19 protein-coding genes are annotated in these 22,941 nt (G+C 67.7%); 9 read left to right on the top strand and 10 right to left on the bottom strand.

The window, feature by feature from the left end; translation table 11 throughout:
- Positions 1 to 7: 7 nt before the first annotated feature.
- Both ST3T6A_RS19515 and ST3T6A_RS21680 read right to left on the bottom strand, forming a co-directional pair.
- Positions 8 to 877 carry a FecR family protein gene (locus ST3T6A_RS19515; protein ID WP_019832136.1) on the bottom strand — a complete coding sequence of 290 codons (870 nt, stop codon included), beginning with the start codon at positions 875 to 877 and terminating at the stop codon, positions 8 to 10.
- On the bottom strand, positions 874 to 1,407 hold the full coding sequence (locus ST3T6A_RS21680) for an RNA polymerase sigma factor (protein WP_026359493.1): 534 nt from the start codon (positions 1,405 to 1,407) through the stop codon (positions 874 to 876). The genes ST3T6A_RS19515 and ST3T6A_RS21680 overlap by 4 nt, the downstream gene beginning before the upstream one ends.
- 196 nt (positions 1,408 to 1,603) lie before the next feature.
- On the opposite strand from ST3T6A_RS21680, the gene ST3T6A_RS0106675 reads away from it, so the two are divergent.
- Complete coding sequence (locus ST3T6A_RS0106675) at positions 1,604 to 2,491, top strand: metallophosphoesterase (RefSeq protein WP_019832134.1); 888 nt, start codon at positions 1,604 to 1,606, stop codon at positions 2,489 to 2,491.
- A gap of 85 nt (positions 2,492 to 2,576) precedes the next feature.
- Complete coding sequence (locus tag ST3T6A_RS0106670) at positions 2,577 to 3,566, top strand: LLM class flavin-dependent oxidoreductase (RefSeq protein WP_019832133.1); 990 nt, start codon at positions 2,577 to 2,579, stop codon at positions 3,564 to 3,566.
- Here the strand turns inward: ST3T6A_RS0106670 and ST3T6A_RS0106665 are convergent.
- The 7 genes from ST3T6A_RS0106665 to ST3T6A_RS0106635 all read right to left on the bottom strand — a co-directional run bounded on the left by ST3T6A_RS0106665 (position 3,563) and on the right by ST3T6A_RS0106635 (position 12,551).
- Positions 3,563 to 4,951, bottom strand: coding sequence for an aminotransferase-like domain-containing protein (locus ST3T6A_RS0106665; protein WP_026359491.1), 1,389 nt, complete (start codon positions 4,949 to 4,951; stop codon positions 3,563 to 3,565). The two genes, ST3T6A_RS0106670 and ST3T6A_RS0106665, sit on opposite strands and share 4 nt — an antisense overlap.
- Before the next feature lie 76 nt (positions 4,952 to 5,027).
- On the bottom strand, positions 5,028 to 5,399 hold the full coding sequence (gene cyoD / locus ST3T6A_RS0106660) for a cytochrome o ubiquinol oxidase subunit IV (protein WP_019832131.1): 372 nt from the start codon (positions 5,397 to 5,399) through the stop codon (positions 5,028 to 5,030).
- Positions 5,399 to 6,013, bottom strand: a complete 615-nt coding sequence (gene cyoC / locus ST3T6A_RS0106655; protein WP_019832130.1) for a cytochrome o ubiquinol oxidase subunit III — start codon at positions 6,011 to 6,013, stop codon at positions 5,399 to 5,401. Before cyoC ends, cyoD begins: the two co-directional genes overlap by 1 nt.
- A 1-nt stretch (position 6,014) precedes the next feature.
- The gene (gene cyoB, locus ST3T6A_RS0106650; RefSeq protein ID WP_019832129.1) at positions 6,015 to 7,991 is read right to left on the bottom strand and encodes a cytochrome o ubiquinol oxidase subunit I; all 1,977 of its coding nucleotides are present in this window, start codon (positions 7,989 to 7,991) and stop codon (positions 6,015 to 6,017) included.
- 7 nt (positions 7,992 to 7,998) lie between these two features.
- Complete coding sequence (gene cyoA / locus ST3T6A_RS19510) at positions 7,999 to 8,916, bottom strand: ubiquinol oxidase subunit II (RefSeq protein WP_202804573.1); 918 nt, start codon at positions 8,914 to 8,916, stop codon at positions 7,999 to 8,001.
- 260 nt (positions 8,917 to 9,176) lie between these two features.
- Complete coding sequence (locus ST3T6A_RS19505; protein ID WP_019832127.1) at positions 9,177 to 10,262, bottom strand: MBL fold metallo-hydrolase; 1,086 nt, start codon at positions 10,260 to 10,262, stop codon at positions 9,177 to 9,179.
- A 72-nt stretch (positions 10,263 to 10,334) separates the two neighbouring features.
- Positions 10,335 to 12,551: an alpha-galactosidase gene (locus ST3T6A_RS0106635; RefSeq protein ID WP_019832126.1), complete on the bottom strand. Its 2,217-nt coding sequence runs from the start codon at positions 12,549 to 12,551 to the stop codon at positions 10,335 to 10,337.
- 197 nt (positions 12,552 to 12,748) lie between these two features.
- On the opposite strand from ST3T6A_RS0106635, the gene ST3T6A_RS0106630 reads away from it, so the two are divergent.
- Both ST3T6A_RS0106630 and ST3T6A_RS0106625 read left to right on the top strand, forming a co-directional pair.
- A complete protein-coding gene (locus ST3T6A_RS0106630; RefSeq protein ID WP_019832125.1) occupies positions 12,749 to 15,499 on the top strand; it encodes a TonB-dependent receptor in 2,751 nt (916 codons plus the stop codon).
- 64 nt (positions 15,500 to 15,563) lie between these two features.
- Positions 15,564 to 16,619, top strand: a complete 1,056-nt coding sequence (locus ST3T6A_RS0106625) for an aldose epimerase family protein (protein WP_019832124.1) — start codon at positions 15,564 to 15,566, stop codon at positions 16,617 to 16,619.
- Here the strand turns inward: ST3T6A_RS0106625 and ST3T6A_RS0106620 are convergent, their stop codons facing one another.
- Complete coding sequence (locus ST3T6A_RS0106620; RefSeq protein WP_019832123.1) at positions 16,620 to 17,357, bottom strand: FadR/GntR family transcriptional regulator; 738 nt, start codon at positions 17,355 to 17,357, stop codon at positions 16,620 to 16,622.
- 220 nt (positions 17,358 to 17,577) lie between these two features.
- Here ST3T6A_RS0106620 and ST3T6A_RS0106615 point away from each other — a divergent pair, with 220 nt between their 5' ends.
- The 5 genes from ST3T6A_RS0106615 to ST3T6A_RS0106595 are packed head-to-tail and all read left to right on the top strand — an operon-like array spanning position 17,578 to position 22,937.
- Positions 17,578 to 18,570, top strand: coding sequence for a substrate-binding domain-containing protein (locus tag ST3T6A_RS0106615; RefSeq protein WP_202804572.1), 993 nt, complete (start codon positions 17,578 to 17,580; stop codon positions 18,568 to 18,570).
- Complete coding sequence (araG, locus tag ST3T6A_RS0106610) at positions 18,567 to 20,066, top strand: L-arabinose ABC transporter ATP-binding protein AraG (RefSeq protein WP_019832121.1); 1,500 nt, start codon at positions 18,567 to 18,569, stop codon at positions 20,064 to 20,066. The genes ST3T6A_RS0106615 and araG overlap by 4 nt, the downstream gene beginning before the upstream one ends.
- Entirely contained in the window at positions 20,063 to 21,061 is a 999-nt protein-coding gene (gene araH / locus ST3T6A_RS0106605; protein ID WP_019832120.1) for an L-arabinose ABC transporter permease AraH, read from the top strand. The genes araG and araH overlap by 4 nt, the downstream gene beginning before the upstream one ends.
- A complete protein-coding gene (gene dgoD / locus ST3T6A_RS0106600; protein WP_019832119.1) occupies positions 21,058 to 22,203 on the top strand; it encodes a galactonate dehydratase in 1,146 nt (381 codons plus the stop codon). The genes araH and dgoD overlap by 4 nt, the downstream gene beginning before the upstream one ends.
- On the top strand, positions 22,197 to 22,937 hold the full coding sequence (locus ST3T6A_RS0106595) for an SDR family NAD(P)-dependent oxidoreductase (RefSeq protein ID WP_019832118.1): 741 nt from the start codon (positions 22,197 to 22,199) through the stop codon (positions 22,935 to 22,937). Before dgoD ends, ST3T6A_RS0106595 begins: the two co-directional genes overlap by 7 nt.
- Positions 22,938 to 22,941: the final 4 nt, after the last annotated feature.

Raw genomic sequence — 22,941 nt, 5'->3', positions numbered from 1 at the left:
GTTACGGTCAGGAGCGCGGTTCGAGGCGCAGCCCCTGCGCCTCGCGCTCCACCCGGAAGCCATAGGCGTCGCCGATCGCATCGAGCAGCATGGCCGGGTCATCGAGCCGGAAGCGGCCGGCGATGGACACGTCGGCCAGCGACGCGGGCGGGGGCAGCACCACCGGCCCGCCCTGCCGGTTGAGCGCCTCCACCACATCGCCGAGGCGCATCCCGTCGGTATCGAGCCAGCCCTGTCGCCAGCCCTCGCGCATCACGTCGAAGCGGCGGGGCGACGAGGCTGCGCCCTCGCTGAAGCGGGAGCGCCAGCCCGCGCGGACCACCTGCGAGGACGGATCGTCCGAGGCCCGACCGAAGCGCACCGCGCCGCGATAGACGGCCAGATCGACACGGCCGCGCGTCAGGTCGAGATCGAAGGCGGTGCCGAGCACGCGGGCGCTCGATCCCCCGGCCTCGACCGTGAAGGGCCGGGACGGATCATGGGCAACGTCGAAATAGGCCTCGCCCGCCGTCAGCGCGACGGTTCGTTTGTCGGGCGCGAGGGTGACGTCGACGCGAGTCGCGCCGTCGAGCGTGAGCGTCGATCCATCGGCCAGCTCGACCGTGGCATGTTCGCCGCGCGCGGTGGCGAAATGCTCGGTGCGGATCGGCGCCGGGCCGGGCCGGAGCCCCCACCAGCTCGCCCCGCCAACCGCGAAGACCAGCGCGAGCGTGCCCGCCATGCCGATCCGCTGCCGCCGCCGCGCCCGCATGGCGTGGACATCCGCATCGGACAGGCGCTCGAAACCCATCGGATCGGCCAGCGCCTCTGTCAGCGCCGGGTCGGACAGCAGCGCCTTGGCCGCCGCATCGCGCGGCGTGGCGGGACGCGCGCTCATCGCCCGTCCCCCAGCGCGAGGCCGCGCTTCTCCAGCGCGCGGCGCAGATCGGCGACCGCGCGCGAGACATGCTTCTCCACCGCCGAGCGCCCGATGCCGAGCGCCTCGGCGACGGTGGCGCTGTCCTGCTCGTCGAGGCGGCGGCGCAGGAACACCTCGCGACGCAGCGGCGGCATCGTGCGCAGCGCCTGCCGCAGCACATCCACCCGCTCGCGATAGGCGAGGATCTCGTCGGCGCGCGGCGCCGGACAGGCAATCGCCTCGGTCGGCTCCTCGGTCAGCGGCGCGGCGCGACGGCGGCGGACATGGTCGCGGATCAGGTTGCGCGCCACCGCGAAGCAGAAGGCGCCGACATCGGCCACCGTCCGCGTCCGGCTGTAGTCATAGAGGCGCAGGAAGGTTTCCTGCACGATGTCCTCGCTGTCGGAACGATCGCGCAGCCGGCCCTCGATGAAGCGCTGGAGCGCCGGGTGCAGCGCGGCATCGACCGCCAGCGAACGGCCGGCCGCCACAGAGCTATACTCATTCATGCCGACACCGCCGGGCACATGCCGGGCCGCCGGCCAGCCATCCTGATCATGGCGAAGCGTCCCCCTGGATCGATTCTCTGGCCGATTATTCGGGGCACCTAGGGCCGCTCCATGAAACTCCCGTGACAGCGAGGCTGGCGGCGGCGCGACTTCGCTGCCATCGGGCGCGCCTGCCACACCGAAGACGGGACATGCCATGCGCCTCCGCCCCCTGCTGATCGCCGCCCTCGCCGCCGCCACGCTCGCCACGGGCGCGTTCGCGAAGGAGGCGAAACCCGCCTTCAGCATCGGCGCGATCGCCGACTGCCAGTTCGCCGCCGAGCCCAACGCCCCGCCCCGCCTCTACGACACCGCGCCCGGCAAGCTCGACGCGGCGGTGGCGGACTTCAACCGGCAGAAGCTCTCTTTCGTGGTCCACCTCGGCGACTTCATCGACCGCGACTGGGCAAGCTTCGACACGCTGATGCCGATCACGCGGAAGCTGCGCCATCCGTGGCATTTCGTGCTCGGCAACCACGACTTCGCGGTGGACGACGCGCACAAGCCGCAGGTGCCGGGTCGGCTCGGGATGCCGGCGCGCTACTACAGCTTCGAGCAGCATGGCTGGATGTTCCTCGTCACCGACGGCAACGGGCTCTCCAGCTATGGCTGGCCGGCGGGCAGCGCCGAGCTGGCCCACAGCATGGACGCGCACAGCCGCCTCTATCCCGACGCGCCGCTGTGGGACGGCGGCATCGACGAGACGCAGATGCGCTGGATCGACCAGAAGCTCACCGAAGCCGACCGGCGCGGGCTGAAGGTGATGCTGTTCAGCCATTTCCCGCTCTGGCCGGAAAACCCGCACAATCTGTGGAACGCGGCCGAGGTGCGCGCCCTGCTCGACCGGCACGCTTCGGTGAAGATCTGGCTCGACGGCCATAATCATGAGGGCAATTACGGCGTGCGCAACGGCATCCACTATCTCAACCTCAAGGCGATGCTCGACACGCCCGAGACGGCATATGCCCGCCTCGATTTCTTCGCCGACCGGGTGGAGGTCCGCGGCATCGGGCGGCAGCCGAGCATGACGCTGAAGCTGCGCTGAGCCCTACCGGCCGCGATCCGCCTTCCTACATGAGAGGCCATATCACGCCGGACGCTCGTTCCGGCGGCCTTTCAGGAGCGTGGTGATGCCCCAGTTTTCGATCCTCGATCTCGTCCGCGTCGGGCAGGATTGGGGCGTGCGCGAAGCCCTCGACCGGGCGCGCGATCTCGCCGCCCATGCCGAGCAGTGGGGCTATACCCGCTTCTGGGTGGCCGAGCATCACAACATGCCCGGCATCGCCAGTTCCGCCACCGCGCTCACGATCCAGCATATCGCGGCGGGGACGAAGACGATCCGCGTCGGCTCGGGCGGGATCATGCTGCCCAACCATGCACCGCTGATCATCGCCGAGCAGTTCGGCACGCTGGCGAGCCTCTTCCCCGGCCGCATCGATCTCGGCCTCGGCCGCGCGCCGGGGACGGATCAGGCGACACTGCGCGCGCTGCGCCGCTCGCCCACCACGGCCGACCATTTCCCGCAGGACGTGCTGGAGCTTCAGGCCTTCCTCGCCCCACCGGAGGAGGGCCAGACCATCCGCGCGACGCCCGGCGCGGGCACCGAGGTGCCACTGTGGATCCTCGGCTCCAGCACGTTCGGCGCGCAGCTCGCGGCGCATCTGGGGTTGCCCTACGGCTTCGCCTCGCACTTCGCGCCGGACATGCTGAACGACGCGCTGCGCATCTATCGCGACACGTTCCGCCCCTCGAAGCAGCTCGCGAAGCCCTATGCGGCGGTCGGCGTCAACGTCATCGCCGCCGACACGGATGAGGAGGCCCAGCGCCTCGCCACCACGCAGAAGATGTCCTTCGCCAATCTCTTCCGCGGCGCGCGCGGGCTGAGCCAGCCGCCGATCGACGATATCGAGGCCTATTGGTCCCCGATCGAGAAGGCGCAGGCGATGCGGATGCTCTCGCGCTCGATCGTCGGCTCGAAGGAGACAGTGCGTCAGGGGCTGGAGATGCTGGCCTTCGAAACCGGCGCGGACGAGTTCACCATCGTATCGGATGTCTACGATCATGCCGCCCGGCTCCGCTCCTTCGAGCTGATCGCCGAGCTGATGCCGGACCTGCGCTAGACGACCGCACGCACCCCGAGCGAGGGCTGGGCGAGCAGGCCGGAGAGCACCGTCAGCGCATCCTCCAGCGCGGCCCTGTCCGGCGCGACGCCGAGCGAGACGCGCACCGCCTCGACCGGCGGCGGGCCCACCGAGAAGGCCGTGCTGGGCACGATCCCGACGCCCAGCCGGTCGGCATGTTCGGCGAAGTCCGCCGCCTGCCAGTGCGCGGGCAGGCGCAGCCAGAGATGGTGGCCGCGCGGATCGGCCGCCATGTCCTGCCCGGCGAGGATGGCGGCGGCGAGCCTCTGCCGCTCGCGGTTCTCGGAGCGGATGGCGGCGGTGATCGCGCGCAGCCGGTCGTCGGCGATCCATTGCGAGGCGAGCGCCGCCATCAGCGGCGAAGCCATCAGGTTGGTCGCGCGCAGTACGCCCGCCAGCCTGAGCGCCTGCGCGCCGCCCGGCGCCACGACATAGGCGATGCGCAGCGCCGGCGTCGCGCATTTGGACAGCGTCGCGACATGCCAGGTGATGTCCCCCGCGATATCCGCGAAGGACGGGATCTGCTGGTCGAGCAGCGGCGAATAGGGATCGTCCTCGATGATCGCCACCCCGAAGCGCCGCGCGATGGCGACGAGCCGCCGCCGCCGCTCCTCCGGCATGGTCGCGGTGGTGGGGTTGTCGATCGCGGGGATGACGTAGAGCGCGTGCGGTGGCGTGGCGCGGCAGGCCTCCTCGAAGGCATCGGGGATGATTCCCTCCGCGTCCATCGCGAGCGGCGTCAGGATCAGCCCGGTCTGCGCCGCGATCGCCTTGAGCCCCGGATAGGTGAGCGCGCCCGCCGCAATGCGGTCGCCGGCACGGAACAGCGTCTCGCACAGGGCGAACAGCGCGCTCTGCGCGCCGCCGGTCACGAGGATGCGGCCGGCGGGCATCGCCTCCATCCGCGCCTTGAGCCAGGAGGCCGCCATCATGCGATCCGCCTCGGCTCCGGTGCTTTCCTGATAATGGAGATGCAGCATCCCGCGCGGGCTCGACAGGAGCTGGGCGATCCCCTCCGGGATGCAGGCGCCGAGCCGGGCCGCGACCGGCTGGGGCGGGATGTTCATGCTGAGATCGAGCCGGGGGGCGCCATCGAAGAAGCGGCCCGGCTCCTGCTCCAGATCCTCGCGGATGAAGGTGCCGCGCCCGGCATGCGCGTCAACCAGCCCGCGCCGGCGCGCCTCGTTGAACGCTCGGGTGACGGTGGTGAGATCGACCTTCAGCGCCTCGGCGATGGCGCGTTGCGAGGGCAGGCGATCGCCCTGCGCCACGCGCCCGGAGCGCAGGTCCGCCTCCAGCGCCTCCACGATGCCCAGATATTTCATCCGGGCATTCTCGACGAGCCTCGGTTGCCAGGATGACATGGCCGTTATCTCACAGGGCTTTTCAGCATGGGAATCTGGCTAACACGCCATTCTGAGGCACGCAAAGTCCGGGGCGTCACTCCCGCGCCATGGCGTGCTCGGCGGACATCTGCATCGGCATCATGTTCTCGTTCGCATTGTGCATGACCCACAGCGAGCCCGCGACGAGGATCGCGATCAGCGCGGCGGTGAGCAGGAAGATCACGCTGTTGCTGCGCTGCGAAGGCGCGCTGCCGAGATGCAGGAACAGCACGAGCTGCACCAGAAGCTGCACCACCGCGAGGCCCACGATGGTGGGCAGGATCATCGCATGAGGCACCGCCCCGCTCATCACCGCCCCGAAGGACAAACCGGTCAGCACCAGCGAGAGCAGGAAGCCGATGGTGTAGGAGGTCAGGCTGCCATGCGCGCCCTCGTCCGCATGGCCGTGAGTATGGGCGTTCGACATCACAATACCCCGCGCAGATAGACGAAGGTGAAGACGCAGATCCACACCAGATCGAGGAAGTGCCAGAACAGGCTGAGGCAGGCGAGGCGACGGCGGACGATGCCGTCCAACCCGTAACGCGCGACCTGATGCATCATCGTCACCAGCCACAGAAGGCCCATCGTGACGTGCAGTCCATGCGTGCCGACCAGCGTGAAATAGGCGGACAGGAAGGCGCTGCGATCCGGCCCGGCGTGCTCCGCGATCAGGTGGGTGAACTCGCGCAGCTCCATCCAGATGAAGCCGGTGCCGAGCAGGAAGGTCACCAGCAGCCAACTGATGACATTCTCCGTCTTGCGCGCCGCCACGTTCAGCATCGCCACGCCGAAGGTGAAGCTGCTGACCAGCAGGATCAGCGTCTCGCCGGCCACATAGGGCAGGTCGAACAACTCCTGGCCAGTCGGGCCGCCGGCATAGCTGGACGCCAGCACGCCGAAGGTGGCGAACAGGATCGCGAAGATGAGGCAATCACTCATCAGGTAGATCCAGAAGCCGAGGACGGTGTTGCCCCCGGCGTCATGGCCATGGCCGTGATCGCCATGGCCCGCGTCGATGGTGGTTACCGGGCTGCTCATGTCAGGCGGCCTTCTTCAGGAGGGCGTAGCGCGCGCGCTCGATCGCCTCGACCTGGGCGGCGGGCACCCAGTAATCGACATCGCGGTCATAGGCGCGGAACAGGAAGGTGCCGATCACGCCCAGCAGGCTGATCCCGGCGATCGCCCACATGTGCCACACCATCGCGAAGCACAGCACGAAGCCGAACACCGAGATGATGAAGCCCGTGCCGGTGTTCTTCGGCATGTGGATGTCCTCATAATGGGTCGGCTGGATGAGGTTGCGGCCGCTCTCCTTGTCCGCCCAATGCTGCTCGACCGAGCTGATCTTGGGCAGCACCGCGAAGTTGTAGAAGGGCGCGGGCGAGGCCGTCCCCCATTCGAGGCTGCGCGCATCCCACGGATCGCCCGTCAGGTCGCGATTCTGCTCGCGGTCGCGGATGCTGACGGCGAACTGGATCAGCAGCGACAGGATGCCCATCCCGATGATGACCGCGCCGATCAGCGCGACGATCAGATAGGGATGCCAGTCGGCATGGTCATAATGGTTCATGCGCCGCGTCATGCCCTTGAAGCCGAGCAGATAGAGCGGCGTGAACGCCAGCCAGTAGCCGACGAGCCAGCACCAGAAGGACACCTTCCCCCAGAACTCGTTGAGGGTGAAGCCGAACACCTTGGGGAACCAGAAGCTGATGCCCGCGAGGCAGCCGAACACCACGCCGCCGATGATGACGTTGTGGAAGTGGGCGACGAGGAACAGCGAGTTGTGCAGCACGAAGTCCGCGCCCGGCACCGCCAGCAGCACGCCGGTCATGCCACCCACGGCAAAGGTGACCATGAAGCCGATCGTCCACAGCACCGAGCTGTGATAGCGGATGCGGCCGCGGAACATCGTGAACAGCCAGTTGAACAGCTTCACGCCGGTCGGGATCGAGATGATGCTCGTCATGATGCCGAAGAAGGCGTTGACGTTCGCACCCGATCCCATCGTGAAGAAGTGGTGCAGCCACACGAAGAAGCTCAGCACGCCGATCGACGAAGTGGCATAGACCATCGACTTGTAGCCGAACAGCGGCTTGCCCGAGAAGGTGGCGACGATCTCCGAGAAGGCGCCGAACGCCGGCAGGATCAGGATATACACCTCCGGGTGGCCCCAGACCCAGATGAGGTTGATGTACATCATCGCATTCCCACCAAGCTCGTTGGTGAAGAAATGCATGCCGAGATAACGGTCCGCCGTCAGCAGCGCGAGCGTGGCGGTCAGCACCGGGAAGACGCCGACGATCAGGATGTTGGTGATGAGCGCCGTCCAGGTGAACACCGGCATCTGCATCAGCTTCATGCCGGGCGTCCGCATCCTGAGGATCGTCACGATGAAGTTGATGCCGGTCAGCGTCGTGCCGAGGCCCGATATCTGGAGCGACCAGATATAATAATCGACACCCGTGGTCGGGCTGTATCCCAGCTCGGAGAGCGGCGGATAGGCCACCCAGCCGGTCGCCGCGAAGTCGCCGATCCACATCGACGCCATCACCAGCACCGCCCCGAACGCGGAGAGCCAGAAGCTCAGCGAGTTGACGAAGGGGAAGGCCACGTCGCGCGCGCCGATCTGGAGCGGCACGATCACGTTCATCAGCCCGAGGATCAGCGGCGTCGCCACGAAGAAGATCATGATGACGCCGTGCGCCGTGAAGATCTGGTCGTAATGATGCGGCGGCAGGAAGCCGGCAGCGTCGTTGGCGGCGAAGGCCTGTTGCAGGCGCATCATGATCGCGTCCGCAAAGCCGCGCAGCAGCATCACGATCGCGAGGACGATGTACATCACGCCGATCTTCTTATGATCGACCGACGTGATCCAGTCCCGCCACAGCGGCCCCCACAGGCGGAAATATGTGAGCGCGGCCAGCACCGCCAGCCCACCGAGCGCGACCACCGCGCCCGTGCCCATGATGATGGGCTCGTGCCACGGGACCGCATCGAGCGTGAGTTTTCCGAGCATGTGATCTTTACTCCGAGGCCGTGGCGTCGTGGCGCATGGCCATGGTCTTCATCGGCATCGTCCCGTGGTTCGGGGCGGCCATGTACTGGTTGACGATCCCGTCGAAGAGCCCCGGCGAGACGCGGCCGTAGATGCGGACCGGGTCCTTCTCGCTCGGCTTGGCGAGCGTGGTGTAGGTCGTCTTGTCGAGCGTCAGCGGCGAAGCGGAGGCCTGGCTCACCCATTGCTGGAAGCCGCGCTCATCGGTGGCGATCGTGTCGAAATGCATGTCCGAGAAGCCGGGGCCGCTGAACGCAGAAGACAGGCCGCGATAGGTGCCCGGACGGTTGGCGATCAGGTGGAGCTGCGTCTGCATCCCCGCCATGGCGTAGATCTGGCTGCCCAGCTCCGGGATGAAGAAGCTGTTCATCATCGATTGCGAGGTGAGCTTGAAATCGATCGGATGGCCCGCCGGGATCGCCAGCCGGTTGACCGAGGCGACGCCGTAATCGGGATAGATGAACAGCCACTTCCAATCGAGCGCCACCACCTCGACCTTGATCGGCGTGGCCCTGGATTCCAGCGGCTTATAGGGATCGAGCGTGTGGGACGTCCGCCAGATCAGCACGCCGAGGAAGGCGACGATCATGCACGGAATCGACCAGACCACCAACTCGATCGCCGTCGAGTGATGCCATTTCGGCTGATAGTTCGCGCGGGTGTTGGACGCGCGATAGTGCCACGCGAAGACCAAAGTCAGGATGATCACCGGGATCACGACCAGCAGCATCAGCCCGGTCGCGATCAGGATCAGCGACTTCTCCTGCTCGCCGATCGCGCCCTGCGGATTGAACAGCTCGAAATTGCAGCCACCCAGCGCCAGCAGGGCGAGCGGCGCCAGCTTGCGCCACGCATGACGCGCGCGGGCTGATGTCTTGAATGTCACCACGGCAATCCTTCGATGCATTCGACATGGCCGCCCCCATCTCCGGGCCGCCACAAGCCGAATCGACGGGAGGGCGATGCCCTTTGCATGGGCCGTTATCCATGCAAGCATACATTTGCAATAATTGTCTGGATGCAATCCCGACATCAGGACCAGACGCCGATTGCAATCGCCCTACAAAATCACGGAATCAGGGCGAATTTCTCACTCATCGTCTGTAGACGATCCATACAATATAGACATATACGTTGGCGCGACCCCTACAATTCGGGGATCAGCCAATCCTGTCCGGCATCGAGCGTGCGGAAGCGGGCGGGGTCGATGCGTTCGGCGGCGAGCGTCTCGCCCAGCCGTTTGGGCGGATCGTTGATCGGCTCGGTGCCCAGCTCGAACGTCCCCCAGTGAACGCCCAGCGCATAAGCGGCGCCGAGCTGCCGGAAGACGGTCACCGCCTGCTCGGGCATGATGTGGTTGCCGGTCTGGCTGCCGGTCATGTGATAGGGCGCGATCGGCAGCAGCGCGAAGCGGATCGGCGCCGCGCCCTTCGCCTCGGCCGCCCAGCGCATGTCGCCCGGCCCGCTGTCGCCGGCATAATAGACGTCGCCGCCCGGCAGCCCGATGCGGAAGCCGACCCACAGCGCGCGGTCCATGTCGTCGATCCAGCGCGCGCTCCAGTGGTGCGCGCGGGTGAGCGTCACCGTGATGCCGGGGCGGATGGGGAAGCTCGCGCCCCAGTCGCCGGCCTTGGCCTCGATATGATGCTCCGCGATCAGCCTGTCGTTGCCGAGGCCGGTCAGGATCGTCGGATGGTCGCGCCGCGCCAGATAGCCGAGCGCGTGCATGTCGAGATGGTCGTAATGATTGTGGCTGATGAGGATCAGGTCGATCGGCGGCAGGTCGCTGAGCCGCACACCGGGCCTGCTCACACGCTTGGGCCCGACGAGCTGCACCGGCGAATCCCGCCACGCCCACACCGGGTCCATCAGGATGTTGAGCCCCTGCGTCTGGAGCAGCGTCGTCGCGTGACCGACCCAGGTGACGCGCATCGCCATGCCCTCGACGCGTCTCGGCGGCACCGTCTGATGCACGGACACCTTGGGCCAAAAGGGCTTGTGCGTACGCCCCGTGGCGATGCGGACGAAATCGGAGGCGTGATAGTTGCGCGTGCCGCCCGTGCCGGAATCGCCATCGGGATTGAAGAAGCGCTGGCCGTCGAAATGATCGCTCGCCGGCCCGCGATAATAGACGCGCGACGGCGGCGTATGCTTGCGATGGACGCAACCGGCGAGGATCAGCGAGCCCAGCGTGACCGCCAGAACAAGGCCCCGGCCCCGGACACTCCTCATGCGCCACTCCATCCAAGAGGGAGGGCGCATGATGGAGAAAAGTCCGCCGGATTTGAAGCCCGGCGCCGGGCCTCAGTCGACCGCCTCGAAGACCCTCCCTTCGGCCTGGAAATCGCCCTTCATCGGCACGTCGATGCCCGCGCTCATCCAGTAGGCGCCGCTCTGGACGGGATCGTCCGCCGAAGCCGCCGCGTCGATCGGGCGGACGCGGTAGCGCCGCTCGGGGTCCAGCCCCGCGACATGGATCCTGGGCAGCACGTCGATCTTGGTGCTCGAATGGAGGAAGGCGAACAGCACCGCCTGCCGCTTGTCGCGCGAAACGGAGAAGGTGGCCGAACGCTCCGATCCGTTCTCCGGGCCGATCAGGCGATAGAGATCGCCCTGCTGCACCGTCTGGCGCACCTGCTTGTAGGCTGCGACCAGCTTGGCCGCCTCCGCGAAATCGCCATCCGCCCATTTGTTGAGGTTGGCGCCGATGCCGAGCCCGCCCTGCATCGAGGACAGGAAGCGATATTTGAGCGAGGTGCTGCGGTTGTTCACCCAGTTGGGGCTGTCCGTCACCCAGGCCATCATCACCGCCGGCGCATAGGCGTGGGTGAAGCCGTCCTGGATGGTCAGCCGGTCATAGGGATCGGTGTTGTCCGACGGCCAGACCTCGTCGGTCAGCCCCATGATGCCGAGATCGACCCGGCCGCCGCCGCCCGAGCAGCTCTCGATCTCCAGCTTGGGATGCCGTTTCCGCAGCTCCGCGAAGATGCCGTAGAGGTTGCGGACATAAGTGACATAAAGCTGCTGCTGATCCTGCGGATCGACGCCCGGCCAGCCGGGCTCGGACCAGTTGCGGTTATGATCCCACTTCAGGAAGGCGATGTCGTTCTGGCTGACCAGATCGTCTACGGCCTTCAGCACATAGTCGCGCACATCCTGCCGGGCGAGGTTGAGCACGAGCTGGTTGCGTTGCTCGGTGCGCGGGCGGCCGGGCATCGAGATCACCCAGTCGGGATGCTTGCGATAGAGATCGCTGTCCGGGTTTACCATCTCGGGCTCGACCCACAGGCCGAACTCCATGCCGAGCGAATGAACCTTGTCGATCAGCGGCTTCAACCCGTTGGGGAATTTGGTGCGATTGACCGTCCAGTCGCCGAGCCCCGCATGATCGCTGTTGCGCGCGCCGAACCAGCCGTCGTCCATCACGAAGCGCTCGACGCCGATCTTCGCGGCCTTCTCGGCGAGCGCCATCTGGCCCTTCTCGTCGACGGCGAACTCGGTCGCCTCCCAGCTATTGTAGAGCACGGGGCGGAGCTTCGGCGTCGGCCCCTCGGGCAGGATCTTGGCGATCTGGAAGCGGTGCATGAGGCGCGAGGCGCCGCCCATGCCATGATCCGAATAGCCCGCGTAGAACACCGGCGTCTCCAGCGATGCGCCGGGCTTCAGGCGATAGGCGAAGTCGAACGGGTTGAAGCCGCCGACCACGCGCACGTCGCCGATCGGATCGCGGTCCACGCTGATCCGCCACGATCCGCTCCACGCCAGCGCGCCGAACCAGACGGGGCCGTTCTCCTCGGTGGAGAGGCCCGCACGGTCGATCGCGAACCACGGATTGGCCTGATGGCTGGTCGAGCCCCGGCGGCTCTCGATGACGGTGGAGCCCGCCGTCACCGGCCGCTCCTGCAACGTCCATTCGGACGCCCAGCGGCCGGTGAGATAATGGAGGCGATAATCGTCTCCCACCGGCAGCGACCAGGCCGCCGACGAGGCCTGATCGATGCGGACCGGCACCTTGCCCGCATTGCGGATCACCGCCGAGCGGCCGACGATGCCCGTCGCCTCGTCGATGGTGTAGCGCAGCGTGACGTGGAGCGGCCGCGCGATGTCCGCCATCTCGACGAGGATCGCATCGCCCTCCGCCCGCGCGGAGACATAATGGAGCACGACATCGCGCACGCCATCCGGATAAGCGACCTTCAGCGCGGGCTCGGTATAGAGCCCCCCGCCCCAGCCCGGATATTCCTGCGCGTCGATCGAGGATGAGGGATCGACGCTCGAAAGCTCATGCGGCGACCTCGCCTCCAACCGGTCCGAATCGGCGAGGCGCGGCCCCCAGTAGAGCGCCTTGAGAAGACCGTCCTTGGTGACGCCGAAGGCATAGCTGCTGTTTCCGCCGTCCAGCCGGAACAGCCGCGCGGACGTATCGACGCTCACCTTCGCCTGTGCCGGAAGCCCCAGCGAAACGGCGCCCAAAAGCGCCCCGCCAACCGCGATATTCCCCCGCCAACGCCGCTGCCCCATGCTTCTCATCCTCTCTTCGATGCCCGCCTCTGCGTGCCCTTGGGCCGCTTGTTCCGACCGCCCGTCACGATAGCGACAAATGCGCTGGACACCAGAGTATATATGTCATACTTATATGTGAAGAAACGGACCTCAAATAAGATCCGGCCATTCAGAGAGGATTGAGAATGAAGGGGATTACCTGTCGTCGCGCGCCTATGCTCCTTCTTGGCAGCGCGAGCGTCGCCGCGCTGATGCTGCCCGCGGCCGCTTTCGCGGAGGACAACGCACCGGCCGCCACCGTAGCGTCGCAGGACGCGGGCGTCTCGCAGGACATCATCGTCACCGGCACGCGCGCCAGCCTTAACCGCGCGCTGGACGTCAAGAGGAACACGATCGGCATCGTCGATTCGATCTCGGCCGAGGATATCGGCAAGTTCCCGGATCAGAACGTCGCGGAATCGCTCCAGCACGTCCCCGGCGTCTCGATCGACCGTTCGGGCGGCGAAGGCCACACCATCACCGTCCGCGGCTTCGGCCCGCAGTTCAACACGGTGCTGCTCAACAACCGCCTGCTCGCCACCGAGAATCCGGGCCGCGAGTTCAGCTTCGACATCCTGCCTTCCGAACTCATCAGCGGCGCCGACGTCTACAAGTCGTCCACGGCGGACCAGCAGGACGGCGGCATCGGATCGACCGTCAACCTGCGCACCGCGCGTCCGCTCGACCATCCGGGCTTCCACGCCTCGGCCAGCCTGTCGGGCAAGTTCGACAGCACGCGCAACAAAGGCACGCCGGTCGGCTCGGCGCTGATCAGCGACACCAACGACGACAACACCTTCGGCATCCTCGCCAGCGTCGACTATGACAAGCGCGACAGCCGCTTCACGGACGTCGACACCAGCGGCTGGATTTCCCAGCCGACCCAGAATTCGGACGGCACGCCCTGGCTCTCGCCGGATCATCTGCACGGCATCACCGCCGGTGCGGGCGTGAACGCCTATCTGCCCCGCACGCTGAACTTCACCTCCACCGACAACCGGCGCGAGCGCATCGGCGGCACGCTGGCGATCGACTGGGTCGCTTCGGACAAGCTGAAGATCCAGCTCGACGGCCTCTACACCCAGCTCAAGATCCATTCGACCACCAACCAGGTCGGCTGGTACACCGATCCAGGCGACATCCAGGACGCGATGGTCAATCCCAACGGCACCGTCACCAACTTCGTCCGCAAGGCAGACGGCGGCCTGAAGACCGACAACATCCTGTCGACCGGCCCGGAGAACACCCACACCTACCAGATCGGCCTCAACGCCCACTGGACGCCGACCGATCGCACCACGATCGTCACCGACCTCTCGCACTCCCGCGCGCGCAATCGCGTGGACTCGATCTTCGACGTGGTGGGCGAGACCAATCCTGGCGTGAACCCGACCTTCAATCTCAACCCCGGCAGCGTGCCCACCATGTCGGGCCTGCTGCCGACCTTCGACCCCAACCGCGCCTATCTCCACTGCTGCTCGGAGCGTGGCAGCGGCGTGACGGACGACGTGTGGCAGGCGAACATCGACGGCAAGCAGGACTTCAACCGCGGCATCCTCGCCGACATCAAGTTCGGCGCGCTGGGCACGCGGCGCAAGAAGTCGATCCTCTCGGTCGGCTCCCCGAGCCCGCTCGACTGCTATTATTGCGGCTACTACGCGAGCGCCGATCCGTCGCTCTTCACCGAGTTCAGCCCCGGCAGCATCCTCGGCGAACCGGCGATCTCGTGGCTCAACTACAACCACAACGCGCTCGTCACCTATGAGGGCTCGGACGCGGCGATCAACCAGAAGGGCGACCCGGCGGCCGAGGCGGCCTATCGCGCGGTCTATGCCGCCGACGGCAACAGCACGGCGCCGATCTACGATCCCAAGGGCTCGGGTGCGGTGCGCGAACTGACCGGCGCGATCTACCTTCAGGCCGACCTGAAGGGCGATGTCGGCAGCCACAACTGGACCGCGGCGATCGGCGGCCGCTACGTCTATACGGACGAGCGCGCCACCGGCAATTCGGTGGAGATCACCAACATCTCCCAGAATCCGGGCGATCCCACCGCCTCGGTGGCGACGTTCAGCGCGCCGGTGCCGGTGACGGCGAAGAATCACTACGGCTATTTCCTGCCGTCGGCGACCTTCCGCTTCAACTGGAGCCACGCCTTCGACGTCCGCGCCGCCGTGTCGCGGACGCTGACCCGCCCGACGCTGACCCAGCTCACGCTGAGCCAGAGCTTCACCTTCCGTCCGCCGGCGCAGAGCACCATCTCGGTCGGCAACCCGATGCTGAAGCCCTATCTGGCGTGGAACTTCGACGTGGGCGTGGATTATTATCTGGGCCGCACCAGCTATATCAGCCTTGCCGGCTTCTATAAGCGGATCAGCAACTTCGTCTCCGACGGCACCTTCCCCGAGACGATCCTGGGCGAGCAGTTCCTCGTCACCACGCCGATCAACGCCAACAAGTCGACCGTCTACGGCTTCGAGGCGACGGTGCAGTACACGTTCGACAAGCTGCTGCCTGCGCCGTTCGACGGGCTTGGCTTCTCGGCCAACTACACGAAGGTGGAAAGCTCGACGACCTTCGATCCGGCGCTCACCACGCAGGTGTTCAACGTGGAGGGCCTGTCGGACAGCGCCAACGTCGTCGGCTTCTACGAGAAGGGCCCCGTGCAGGTCCGCGTCGCCTACAACTGGCGCGCGCCCTTCCTGCGCTCGACCTTCGGCGACAACGGCCTGCCCACCAATGTCGACAGCTATGGCCAGCTCGACATCACGGGCAGCCTGAAGGTGACGCGCAACTTCTCGGTGTTCGTCGACGTGCTCAACGCCACCGACTCCCGCCAGCGCATCTACTCCTCGTTCAAGGAGCGGTTCGCCGGCCTCTACGACACGGGCCGCGTGATCTCGGGCGGCGTCCGCGCGACCTTCTGATAGACTGTTCTCCCTGACTGGCGGGCGGCCCTTCCGGGGTCGCCCGTCTCTGTATGGAGCCGCGATGATCGATCTCAGCGAATGGGGCCGGCTGCCGGGCGGAGAGCCGGTGACGCTCGCCACCCTCTCCGATGGCGAGGGGCTGGAGGTGCGCGTCGCGAGCTATGGCGCGACGCTCACGTCGATCCGCACGCCGGATCGCGACGGGCGGATGGAGGACGTGCTGCTCGGTTTCGACCGGCTGGATTCCTATCTCGACCCGGATTTGCAGGCGGGCTGGCCCTATTTCGGTTCGACCATCGGCCGCACCGCCAATCGCATTGCCAGCGCACGTTTCGCCATCGACGGGCGGGAGCATCGCCTCACAGCCAATGAGGGCGCCAATCAGAATCATGGCGGTCGGCGGGGTTTCGACCGGCGGCTCTGGACGATGGAAGCGCTCGAAGACGGCTCGGGCGTCCGCCTGCACTATCGCAGCCCCGACGGCGAGGAGGGCTTCCCCGGCACGCTCGACGCCGAGGCGGAGATGCGGATCGAAGAGCCCGGCACGCTGCTCATCGCCTATCGCGCCACCACCGACGCGCCGACCCATGTCAGCCTCGCGAGCCACGGCTATTTCAATCTCGCCGGACGGGCCGCGCGGACGATCGGGGATCATCGCCTCTCGGTCGCCGCCTCTCGCTTCCTGCCGATCGATACCGCCGCGCTTCCCACCGGCGAACGGCGGTCTGTCGCGGGCACGCCTTTCGACCTGCGGGAGCCGAGGCTGCTCAGCGAGGTGCTGGCCAGCAAGGACGAGCAGCTCCGCATCGGCGATGGCCTCAACCATTGCTTCGCGCTCGACGCCGACGCGGCCGTGGCGACACGCCTCACCCACGAACCCACCGGCCGCGCGATGGAGCCGCGGACCACCGCCCCCGGCCTGCAAGTCTACAGCGCCAACGCCTTCGACGGCTCGCTCCGCGACGAGGCCGGGCGTCCCTTCGTCCGCCGCCAGGCGGTGGCGCTGGAGGCGCAGCATTTCCCCGACAGCCCGAACCGCCCCGATTTCCCGCCGACGCTGCTGCGTCCCGGCGAGGTCTATCGCAGCGAGACGCGGCTGCGTTTCCTCACTTTCTGATCAGTCGGTCCGCTGGGGATGCCCACCCGCCGCCAGCAGCAGGTTCAGCGCGCTCTCGATCATCACATACATCTCGGTCGACGCGCGCGCCGCATCGCCAGCGATGATGGCGTCCGCCACCACCTTATGCTCCTCGGCACTTGCGCGCGGCACGCCCTTATAGGCGTTGGTACGGCGGATGCTGAAGCGCAGCGTCGCCTCGGCGAGATCGGTGAACTGGCGGAAAAAGCGGTTGTTGCTCGCCTCCAGAACCGAGACATGGAAGGCGATGTCCGCCGTCAGCGCATCGTCGTCGCCCGCGTCGGCCGCGCGCATCCGCTCGATCGCATCGGCGATGCGGGTACGCTGCGCATCCGTCGCATGGCGCGCCGCGAGCGCCGCCGCGCGCGGCTCGATCGCGAGGCGCACCTCCGTGAACTCCACCATCAGCTCGATCGTGAACTTGCGCTCCATCATCCAGCGCAGCACGTCGGGATCGAACAGATTCCACTGGTCCTCGGGCTGCACCGACGTGCCCTGCCGGGGCCGCGCCTTGAGCAGGCCCTTGGCGGTGAGCATCTTCACCGCCTCGCGCAGCACGGGGCGGCTCACCCCATATTGCTTGCAGAGGTCCGCCTCGTAGGGGAAGACCACGCCGTCGCTGAACTTGCCCGTGACGATGGCGCGCCCGAGATCCTGCGTGATGGCGCTGGTGAGATTGCCGCCCTCGCGACTGGATCGGGTGAAACTCTCGCTCATTGTTCCTGCCTCGCCTGCCTCGGACCGCATGGCAAGCCTATGCTTTCGCCCAAGAGTACACTGCTTCCCGGCATGGGCCAGCAGGATGCCGGCTCCATCCGGGAGGACAAGCGCTCTTTGGAGCTTACTTATATTACTTAATCTTGACCCGGAGGGAAAGCCGCTCATAATGGGCGGCGAAAAGAGACGCGGCGCGAGCCGCACGGACTGGAGGCGGGGCTTGATCTCACGGCGGCACTTTCTGGGCTGCACGGCGGCCGCGGGCGCGATGTCGCTGCTCGGCGGGTGCGCGCGGCCGGACGGGAAGATCCGCATCGGCTTCCTCGTCAAGCAGCCCGAGGAGCAGTGGTTCCAGGACGAATGGCGCTTCGCCGCGATGGCCGCGCGCGACAAGGGCTTCGAGCTGATCCGCATCGGCGCCGAGGATGGCGACCGCGTGCTCTCCGCCATCGACAATCTCTATGCCCGCTATGCGCAAGGCTTCGTGATCTGCACGCCGGACCCGAAGCTCGGCACCGCGATCCGGCTGCGGGCGGAGGCGAACGGGCTCAAATTTCTCGCGGTCGATGACCGGCTGCTGGGGCCGGACGACCAGCCGATCACGTCGGCCCCCTATCTCGGCATCTCGGCGAGCGCGATTGGCGCGATGGCGGGTCGCGAGGCGGTGGCCGAGGCGAAGCGGCGCGGCTGGTCGCTGGCCGACACGGGCGTGCTGCGCCTTGCCTTCGACAGCCTCGACACCGGCCGCGAGCGCACCGAGAACGGCGCCCGCGCCGCGATCGAGGACGGCATCGCGCCCGCCCACATCTTCAGCGCACCGCAGAAGACCACCGACACCGAAGGCGGCTTCACCGCCGCCGACCCCGTGCTCACCCAGCAGCAGACGATCCGGCACTGGATCATCCTCGGCCTGAACGACGCCTCGGTGCTGGGCGGGGTGCGGGCGGCGGAGGGGCTGGGGCTCGGCGCGGACGCGGTGATCGGCGTTGGCATCGGCGGATCGGGATCGGCCAGCGCGGAGTTCGACAAGTCGGAGCCGACCGGCTTCCACGCCTCCGTCCTGCTGAGCCCGCGCCGCCACGGCTATGACAGCAGCGCGATGGTCTATGACTGGATCGTCCACGACATCCGCCCGCCGGCCGTCACCTACACCACCGGCCAGCTCCTGACCCGTGCCAACTATCGCGCTCTCCTCGCGGCGGAGGCGGCATGAGCGCGCTGATCGCCTACAACGGGGTCGGCAAGGTCTTCCCCGGCGTCGTGGCGCTGGACGGCGTGTCCTTCTCGGTCGCGGGCGGCGAGGTCCGCGCGCTGATGGGGGAGAATGGCGCCGGCAAGTCCACGCTGCTCAAGATCCTCGCGGGCGAATATCGGCCGGATAGCGGCGGGCTCGTCGTCGAAGGCCAGCCCGTCGCCTTCGCCAGCCCGCGCGACAGCCAGTCCGCGGGCATCGCGATCATCCATCAGGAACTCCACCTCGCGCCGGACCTCAGCGTCACCGAGAACCTGCTGCTCGGCATGATGCCGACGCGGATGGGGATCATCGACCGCCGCGCCGCGCGCGAACGGGCACAGGCCATCCTCTCCCGGCTCGGCGAGGACATCGATCCCGACGCCAAGGTCCGCACGCTCTCCATCGGCAAGCGGCAGATGATCGAGATCGGCAAGGCGCTCGCCCGCGACGCGCGCATCATCGCCTTCGACGAGCCGACCAGCTCGCTCTCCGCCCGTGAGACGCGCACGCTGATACGGATCATCGACGATCTGCGCCGCGACGGCCGGGCGATCCTCTATGTCAGCCACCGCATGGAGGAGGTGTTCGAGATCTCCGACAGCGTGACCGTGCTGCGCGACGGCCGCCATGTCGCCGATTATCCGGACATGAAGGCGCTCACGCAGGACCAGCTCATCACGGCGATGGCGGGCCGCACGATCACCGACATCTATGATTATCGCCCCCGGCCGCTGGGCGAGGTTGCGGTGGCGGTGAATGGCCTCGAAGGGCCGGGCCTGCGCGCGCCGCTGAGCTTCGAAGCGCGCACGGGCGAAATCCTCGGCTTCTTCGGCCTCGTCGGCGCGGGACGGTCGGAGCTGTTCCGGCTGATCTACGGCGCGGTGCCCTCGACGGCGGGCGAGGTGGCGATCCATGGCGAACCCCTCGCCTCCGCCGACCCTCGCCGCGCCATCGCGGCCGGCCTCGCGCTGTGCCCGGAGGATCGCAAGGACGAGGGCATCGTTCCCCTCGCCGCCGTCGCCGAGAATATCGCGCTGGCCCGCCGCAACCTCACCGGTGGCATGCTGATCGACGAGCGCGACGAGAAGCCTCGCGCGGCCGAGTTGATCCAGCTCATGCGGGTCAAAACCGCCTCGCCCGCCACCGCCATCGCGACGCTTTCGGGCGGCAACCAGCAGAAGGCGATCATCGCCCGCTGGCTGGCGGCGGACTCGCGCATCCTGCTGATGGACGAGCCCACCCGCGGCATCGACGTCGGCGCGCGCAGCGAGATCTACGCCCACATGTACCGCCTCGCCGAGGAGGGGCGGACCATCCTCTTCGCCTCCTCCGACATGCCCGAGGTGATGGGCGTCGCCGACCGCATCATCGTCATGCGCGAGGGTCGCATCGCCGGCATCCTGCCGCGCGCCGACGCCACCCCGGACCGCCTTCTCCGCCTCGCTTTGCCCGACGCCTCCACAGGACAATCATGAGCGCATCCCCTCCCCTTCTCCGCCGGCTGGGCGCCCTCGGGCCGCTTCTGCTGTTGCTGGTGCTGTTCGCGCTGCTCGGCGCGCTGGTGCCGGACTTCCTCGGCATCCGGAACATGCGTGGCCTCGTGCTCTCGGTAACGCTGGTCGGCACGATCGCCACGACGATGATGCTGGTGCTGGCGCTGCGCGAGGTGGACCTGTCGGTCGGCTCGATCACCGCGCTGTCGGGCGTGCTGACCGCCGTGGTGATCGGGCGGACGGGCAGCGTCGCCGCCGGCATCCTCGCCGGGCTCGCGGCGGGAGCGGCGGCGGGCTTCCTCAACGGCTGGGTGGTCGCGCGGCTCAAGGTCAATTCGCTGATCGTGACGCTGGCCACGATGGAGATCGTGCGCGGCCTCGCCTTCCTCGCCTCGGGCGGGCAGGCGGTGTCGATCCCGGCCGAGCGCTTCTACGCGCTGGGCTCGGGGACGCTGCTCGGCGTCAACTATCCGATCTGGCTGATGCTGCTGGCGTTTATCGGCTTCGGCTTCCTGCTCAACCGCACCACCTTCGGCCGCAATGTGCTGGCAATCGGCGGCAACCCGGAGGCCGCGCGCCTCGCCGGCGTGCCGGTCGAGCGCGTGCGGATCGCCGTCTTCGTATTGCAGGGCCTCGTGACCGCGCTCGCCGGCATCGTGCTCGCTGCGCGGATCACCTCGGGCCAGCCCAACACCAGCCAGGGGCTGGAGCTTGCCGTCATCTCCGCCTGCGTGCTGGGCGGCGTGTCGCTCTCGGGCGGCGTCGCCACCATGGCGGGCGTCATCATCGGCGTGTTCATCATGGGGGCGGCGCAGAACGCGCTCAACCTGCTCGATGTGCCCACTTTCTACCAATATGTCGTGCGCGGCGGAATCCTGCTCGCGGCCGTGATCTTCGACCGCCTCCGCCAGACCGGCGGCCTCTCGCTTCCCACCCTCCTCACCCGCTTTACCCAAAAGGACAGGCTTGCCTCATGAGCCGGATTGCCCAGATCGATGCCTTCCTCGTGCCGCCCCGCTGGGTGTTCGTCCGCGTCGAGACCGACGACGGCCTCGTCGGCTGGGGCGAAGCCAGCCTCGAAGGCCATGGCGAGGCCGTGCTCGGCGCGCTCGAAAGCGCGCGGGATCGGCTGATCGGCACGGACGCCGACCGGATCGAGGATGCGTGGCAGACGCTCTATCGCCTCGGCTTCTATCGCGGCGGGCCCGTGCTGATGTCAGCCATCTCGGGCATCGACCAGGCGCTGTGGGACATCAAGGGCAAGCGGCTCGGCGTTCCTGTCTGGCAGTTGCTCGGCGGGCAGGTGCGCGAGCGGATCGACGTCTATGCATGGATCGGCGGCGATCGGCCGCATGACGTCGCCGAAGCCGCCGCCGCCCGCTGGGCGCAGGGCTTCCGCGCAGTGAAGATGAACGGCACCGAGGATCTGGGCTGGCTCGACAGCCCGGCCAAGCTCGACGACAGCGTCCGCCGCCTCCAGCTCGTCCGCGAGACGGGGATCGATGCCGGCGTCGACTTCCATGGCCGCGTCCACAAGCCGATGGCGCGCCAGCTCGCCCACGCGCTCGAGCCGTTGCGCCCGCTGTTCATCGAGGAGCCCCTGCTCTCCGAGAACCCCGAGGCGATCGCCCAGCTCGCTGCCCAGACGAGCACGCCCATCGCGCTCGGCGAGCGGCTCTACACGCGGATGGACTTCAAGCGCCTGTTCGAGCTGGGCGCGGTCGACATCATCCAGCCGGACCTCAGCCATGCCGGCGGCATCTCGGAGGCACGCCGCATCGCCTCGATGGCGGAGGCCTATGATGTCGCGGTCGCGCCGCATTGCCCGCTCGGGCCGCTGGCGCTGGCCTCCTGCCTCCAGCTCGCGGCCACGACGCCCAATTTCGTGATCCAGGAGATGTCGCTCGGCATCCACTACAACACGCCGTCGGCCGACCTGCTGACTTATCTCACCGACGCCAGCGTCTTCGATATCCACGAGGGCAGCGTCGCGGTGCCGGCCGCGCCCGGCCTCGGCGTGACCATCGACGAGGCGCGCGTGCGCGAGGCCGCAAAGGATGCGCATCGCTGGCGCAATCCGGTATGGCGTGGGCCGGATGGGAGCCTGCGCGAATGGTGAGACGGTTCGAAGGCAAGCGCGCGATCGTCACCGGCGGGCTAGGCGGCATCGGCCTCGCCACCGCCGAGCGGTTGGCGGCGGAAGGCGCGAGCCTGATGCTGGCGGACCTCCGCTCGCCCGACGAGGCGCTGATCGAGCGGCTCCACGCGCTGGGCGCGCCGCACATCTCCGCCTTCGCCTGCGACATCGGCGACGAGGCGCAGGTGACGGCGCTGGTCGAGCGCACGCTCGTTGAACTCGGCGGGCTGGATGTCATCGTCAACGTCGCGGGGATGATGATCTACAAGCCGCTGGCCGAGATCGGCGGGGCGGAGTGGCGGCGGCTGCTCGACGTCAACTTCCTCGGCGCGGCGCTGCTTGCGGGGGCGGCATTGCGGCACATGGCGGAGGGCGGCGCGATCGTGAACGTCGCCTCGATCCATGCGCGCCAGACCTCGCCGCTGGTCGCACCCTATGCGGCGGCCAAGGCGGCGCTGGAGAGCCTCACCCGCTCGACCGCCATCGAAGGCGCCGCGCGCGGCATCCGCGCCAACGCCGTGCTGCCGGGCGCGGTGGACACGGAAATGCTGCGCTCCAGTCCCAACATCGCATCGGGGCTGGAGGTGATCGCGCCGGAGGATATCGGCACACCCGCCGAGATCGCCGCCGCGATCCTGTTCCTCGCGTCGGACGAGGCGCGGTTCGTCACCGGCGCCTCGCTGCTGGTCGACGGAGGGCGGCTGGCGCGCCTCTAGAGGC

Source organism: Sphingomonas sp. PR090111-T3T-6A, from assembly GCF_000383095.1.
Lineage (GTDB): Bacteria > Pseudomonadota > Alphaproteobacteria > Sphingomonadales > Sphingomonadaceae > Solisphingomonas.
This window is presented reverse-complemented; position numbering and strand designations above follow the sequence as displayed.

Bases quoted from the DNA above. Each gene is read 5' to 3' on its own strand.
- araG (WP_019832121.1), top strand. From the start codon at position 18,567: ATGAGCGCGCTGATCGCCTACAACGGGGTCGGCAAGGTCTTCCCCGGC.
- cyoB (WP_019832129.1), bottom strand. From the start codon at position 7,991: ATGCTCGGAAAACTCACGCTCGATGCGGTCCCGTGGCACGAGCCCATC.
- dgoD (WP_019832119.1), top strand. From the start codon at position 21,058: ATGAGCCGGATTGCCCAGATCGATGCCTTCCTCGTGCCGCCCCGCTGG.
- ST3T6A_RS19515 (WP_019832136.1), bottom strand. From the start codon at position 877: ATGAGCGCGCGTCCCGCCACGCCGCGCGATGCGGCGGCCAAGGCGCTG.
- ST3T6A_RS0106665 (WP_026359491.1), bottom strand. From the start codon at position 4,951: ATGTCATCCTGGCAACCGAGGCTCGTCGAGAATGCCCGGATGAAATAT.
- ST3T6A_RS0106595 (WP_019832118.1), top strand. From the start codon at position 22,197: ATGGTGAGACGGTTCGAAGGCAAGCGCGCGATCGTCACCGGCGGGCTA.
- cyoD (WP_019832131.1), bottom strand. From the start codon at position 5,399: ATGTCGAACGCCCATACTCACGGCCATGCGGACGAGGGCGCGCATGGC.
- araH (WP_019832120.1), top strand. From the start codon at position 20,063: ATGAGCGCATCCCCTCCCCTTCTCCGCCGGCTGGGCGCCCTCGGGCCG.
- cyoC (WP_019832130.1), bottom strand. From the start codon at position 6,013: ATGAGCAGCCCGGTAACCACCATCGACGCGGGCCATGGCGATCACGGC.
- ST3T6A_RS0106625 (WP_019832124.1), top strand. From the start codon at position 15,564: ATGATCGATCTCAGCGAATGGGGCCGGCTGCCGGGCGGAGAGCCGGTG.
- ST3T6A_RS19505 (WP_019832127.1), bottom strand. From the start codon at position 10,262: ATGAGGAGTGTCCGGGGCCGGGGCCTTGTTCTGGCGGTCACGCTGGGC.
- ST3T6A_RS0106630 (WP_019832125.1), top strand. From the start codon at position 12,749: ATGCTCCTTCTTGGCAGCGCGAGCGTCGCCGCGCTGATGCTGCCCGCG.
- ST3T6A_RS0106670 (WP_019832133.1), top strand. From the start codon at position 2,577: ATGCCCCAGTTTTCGATCCTCGATCTCGTCCGCGTCGGGCAGGATTGG.
- ST3T6A_RS0106635 (WP_019832126.1), bottom strand. From the start codon at position 12,551: ATGGGGCAGCGGCGTTGGCGGGGGAATATCGCGGTTGGCGGGGCGCTT.
- ST3T6A_RS21680 (WP_026359493.1), bottom strand. From the start codon at position 1,407: ATGAATGAGTATAGCTCTGTGGCGGCCGGCCGTTCGCTGGCGGTCGAT.
- ST3T6A_RS0106620 (WP_019832123.1), bottom strand. From the start codon at position 17,357: ATGAGCGAGAGTTTCACCCGATCCAGTCGCGAGGGCGGCAATCTCACC.
- ST3T6A_RS0106675 (WP_019832134.1), top strand. From the start codon at position 1,604: ATGCGCCTCCGCCCCCTGCTGATCGCCGCCCTCGCCGCCGCCACGCTC.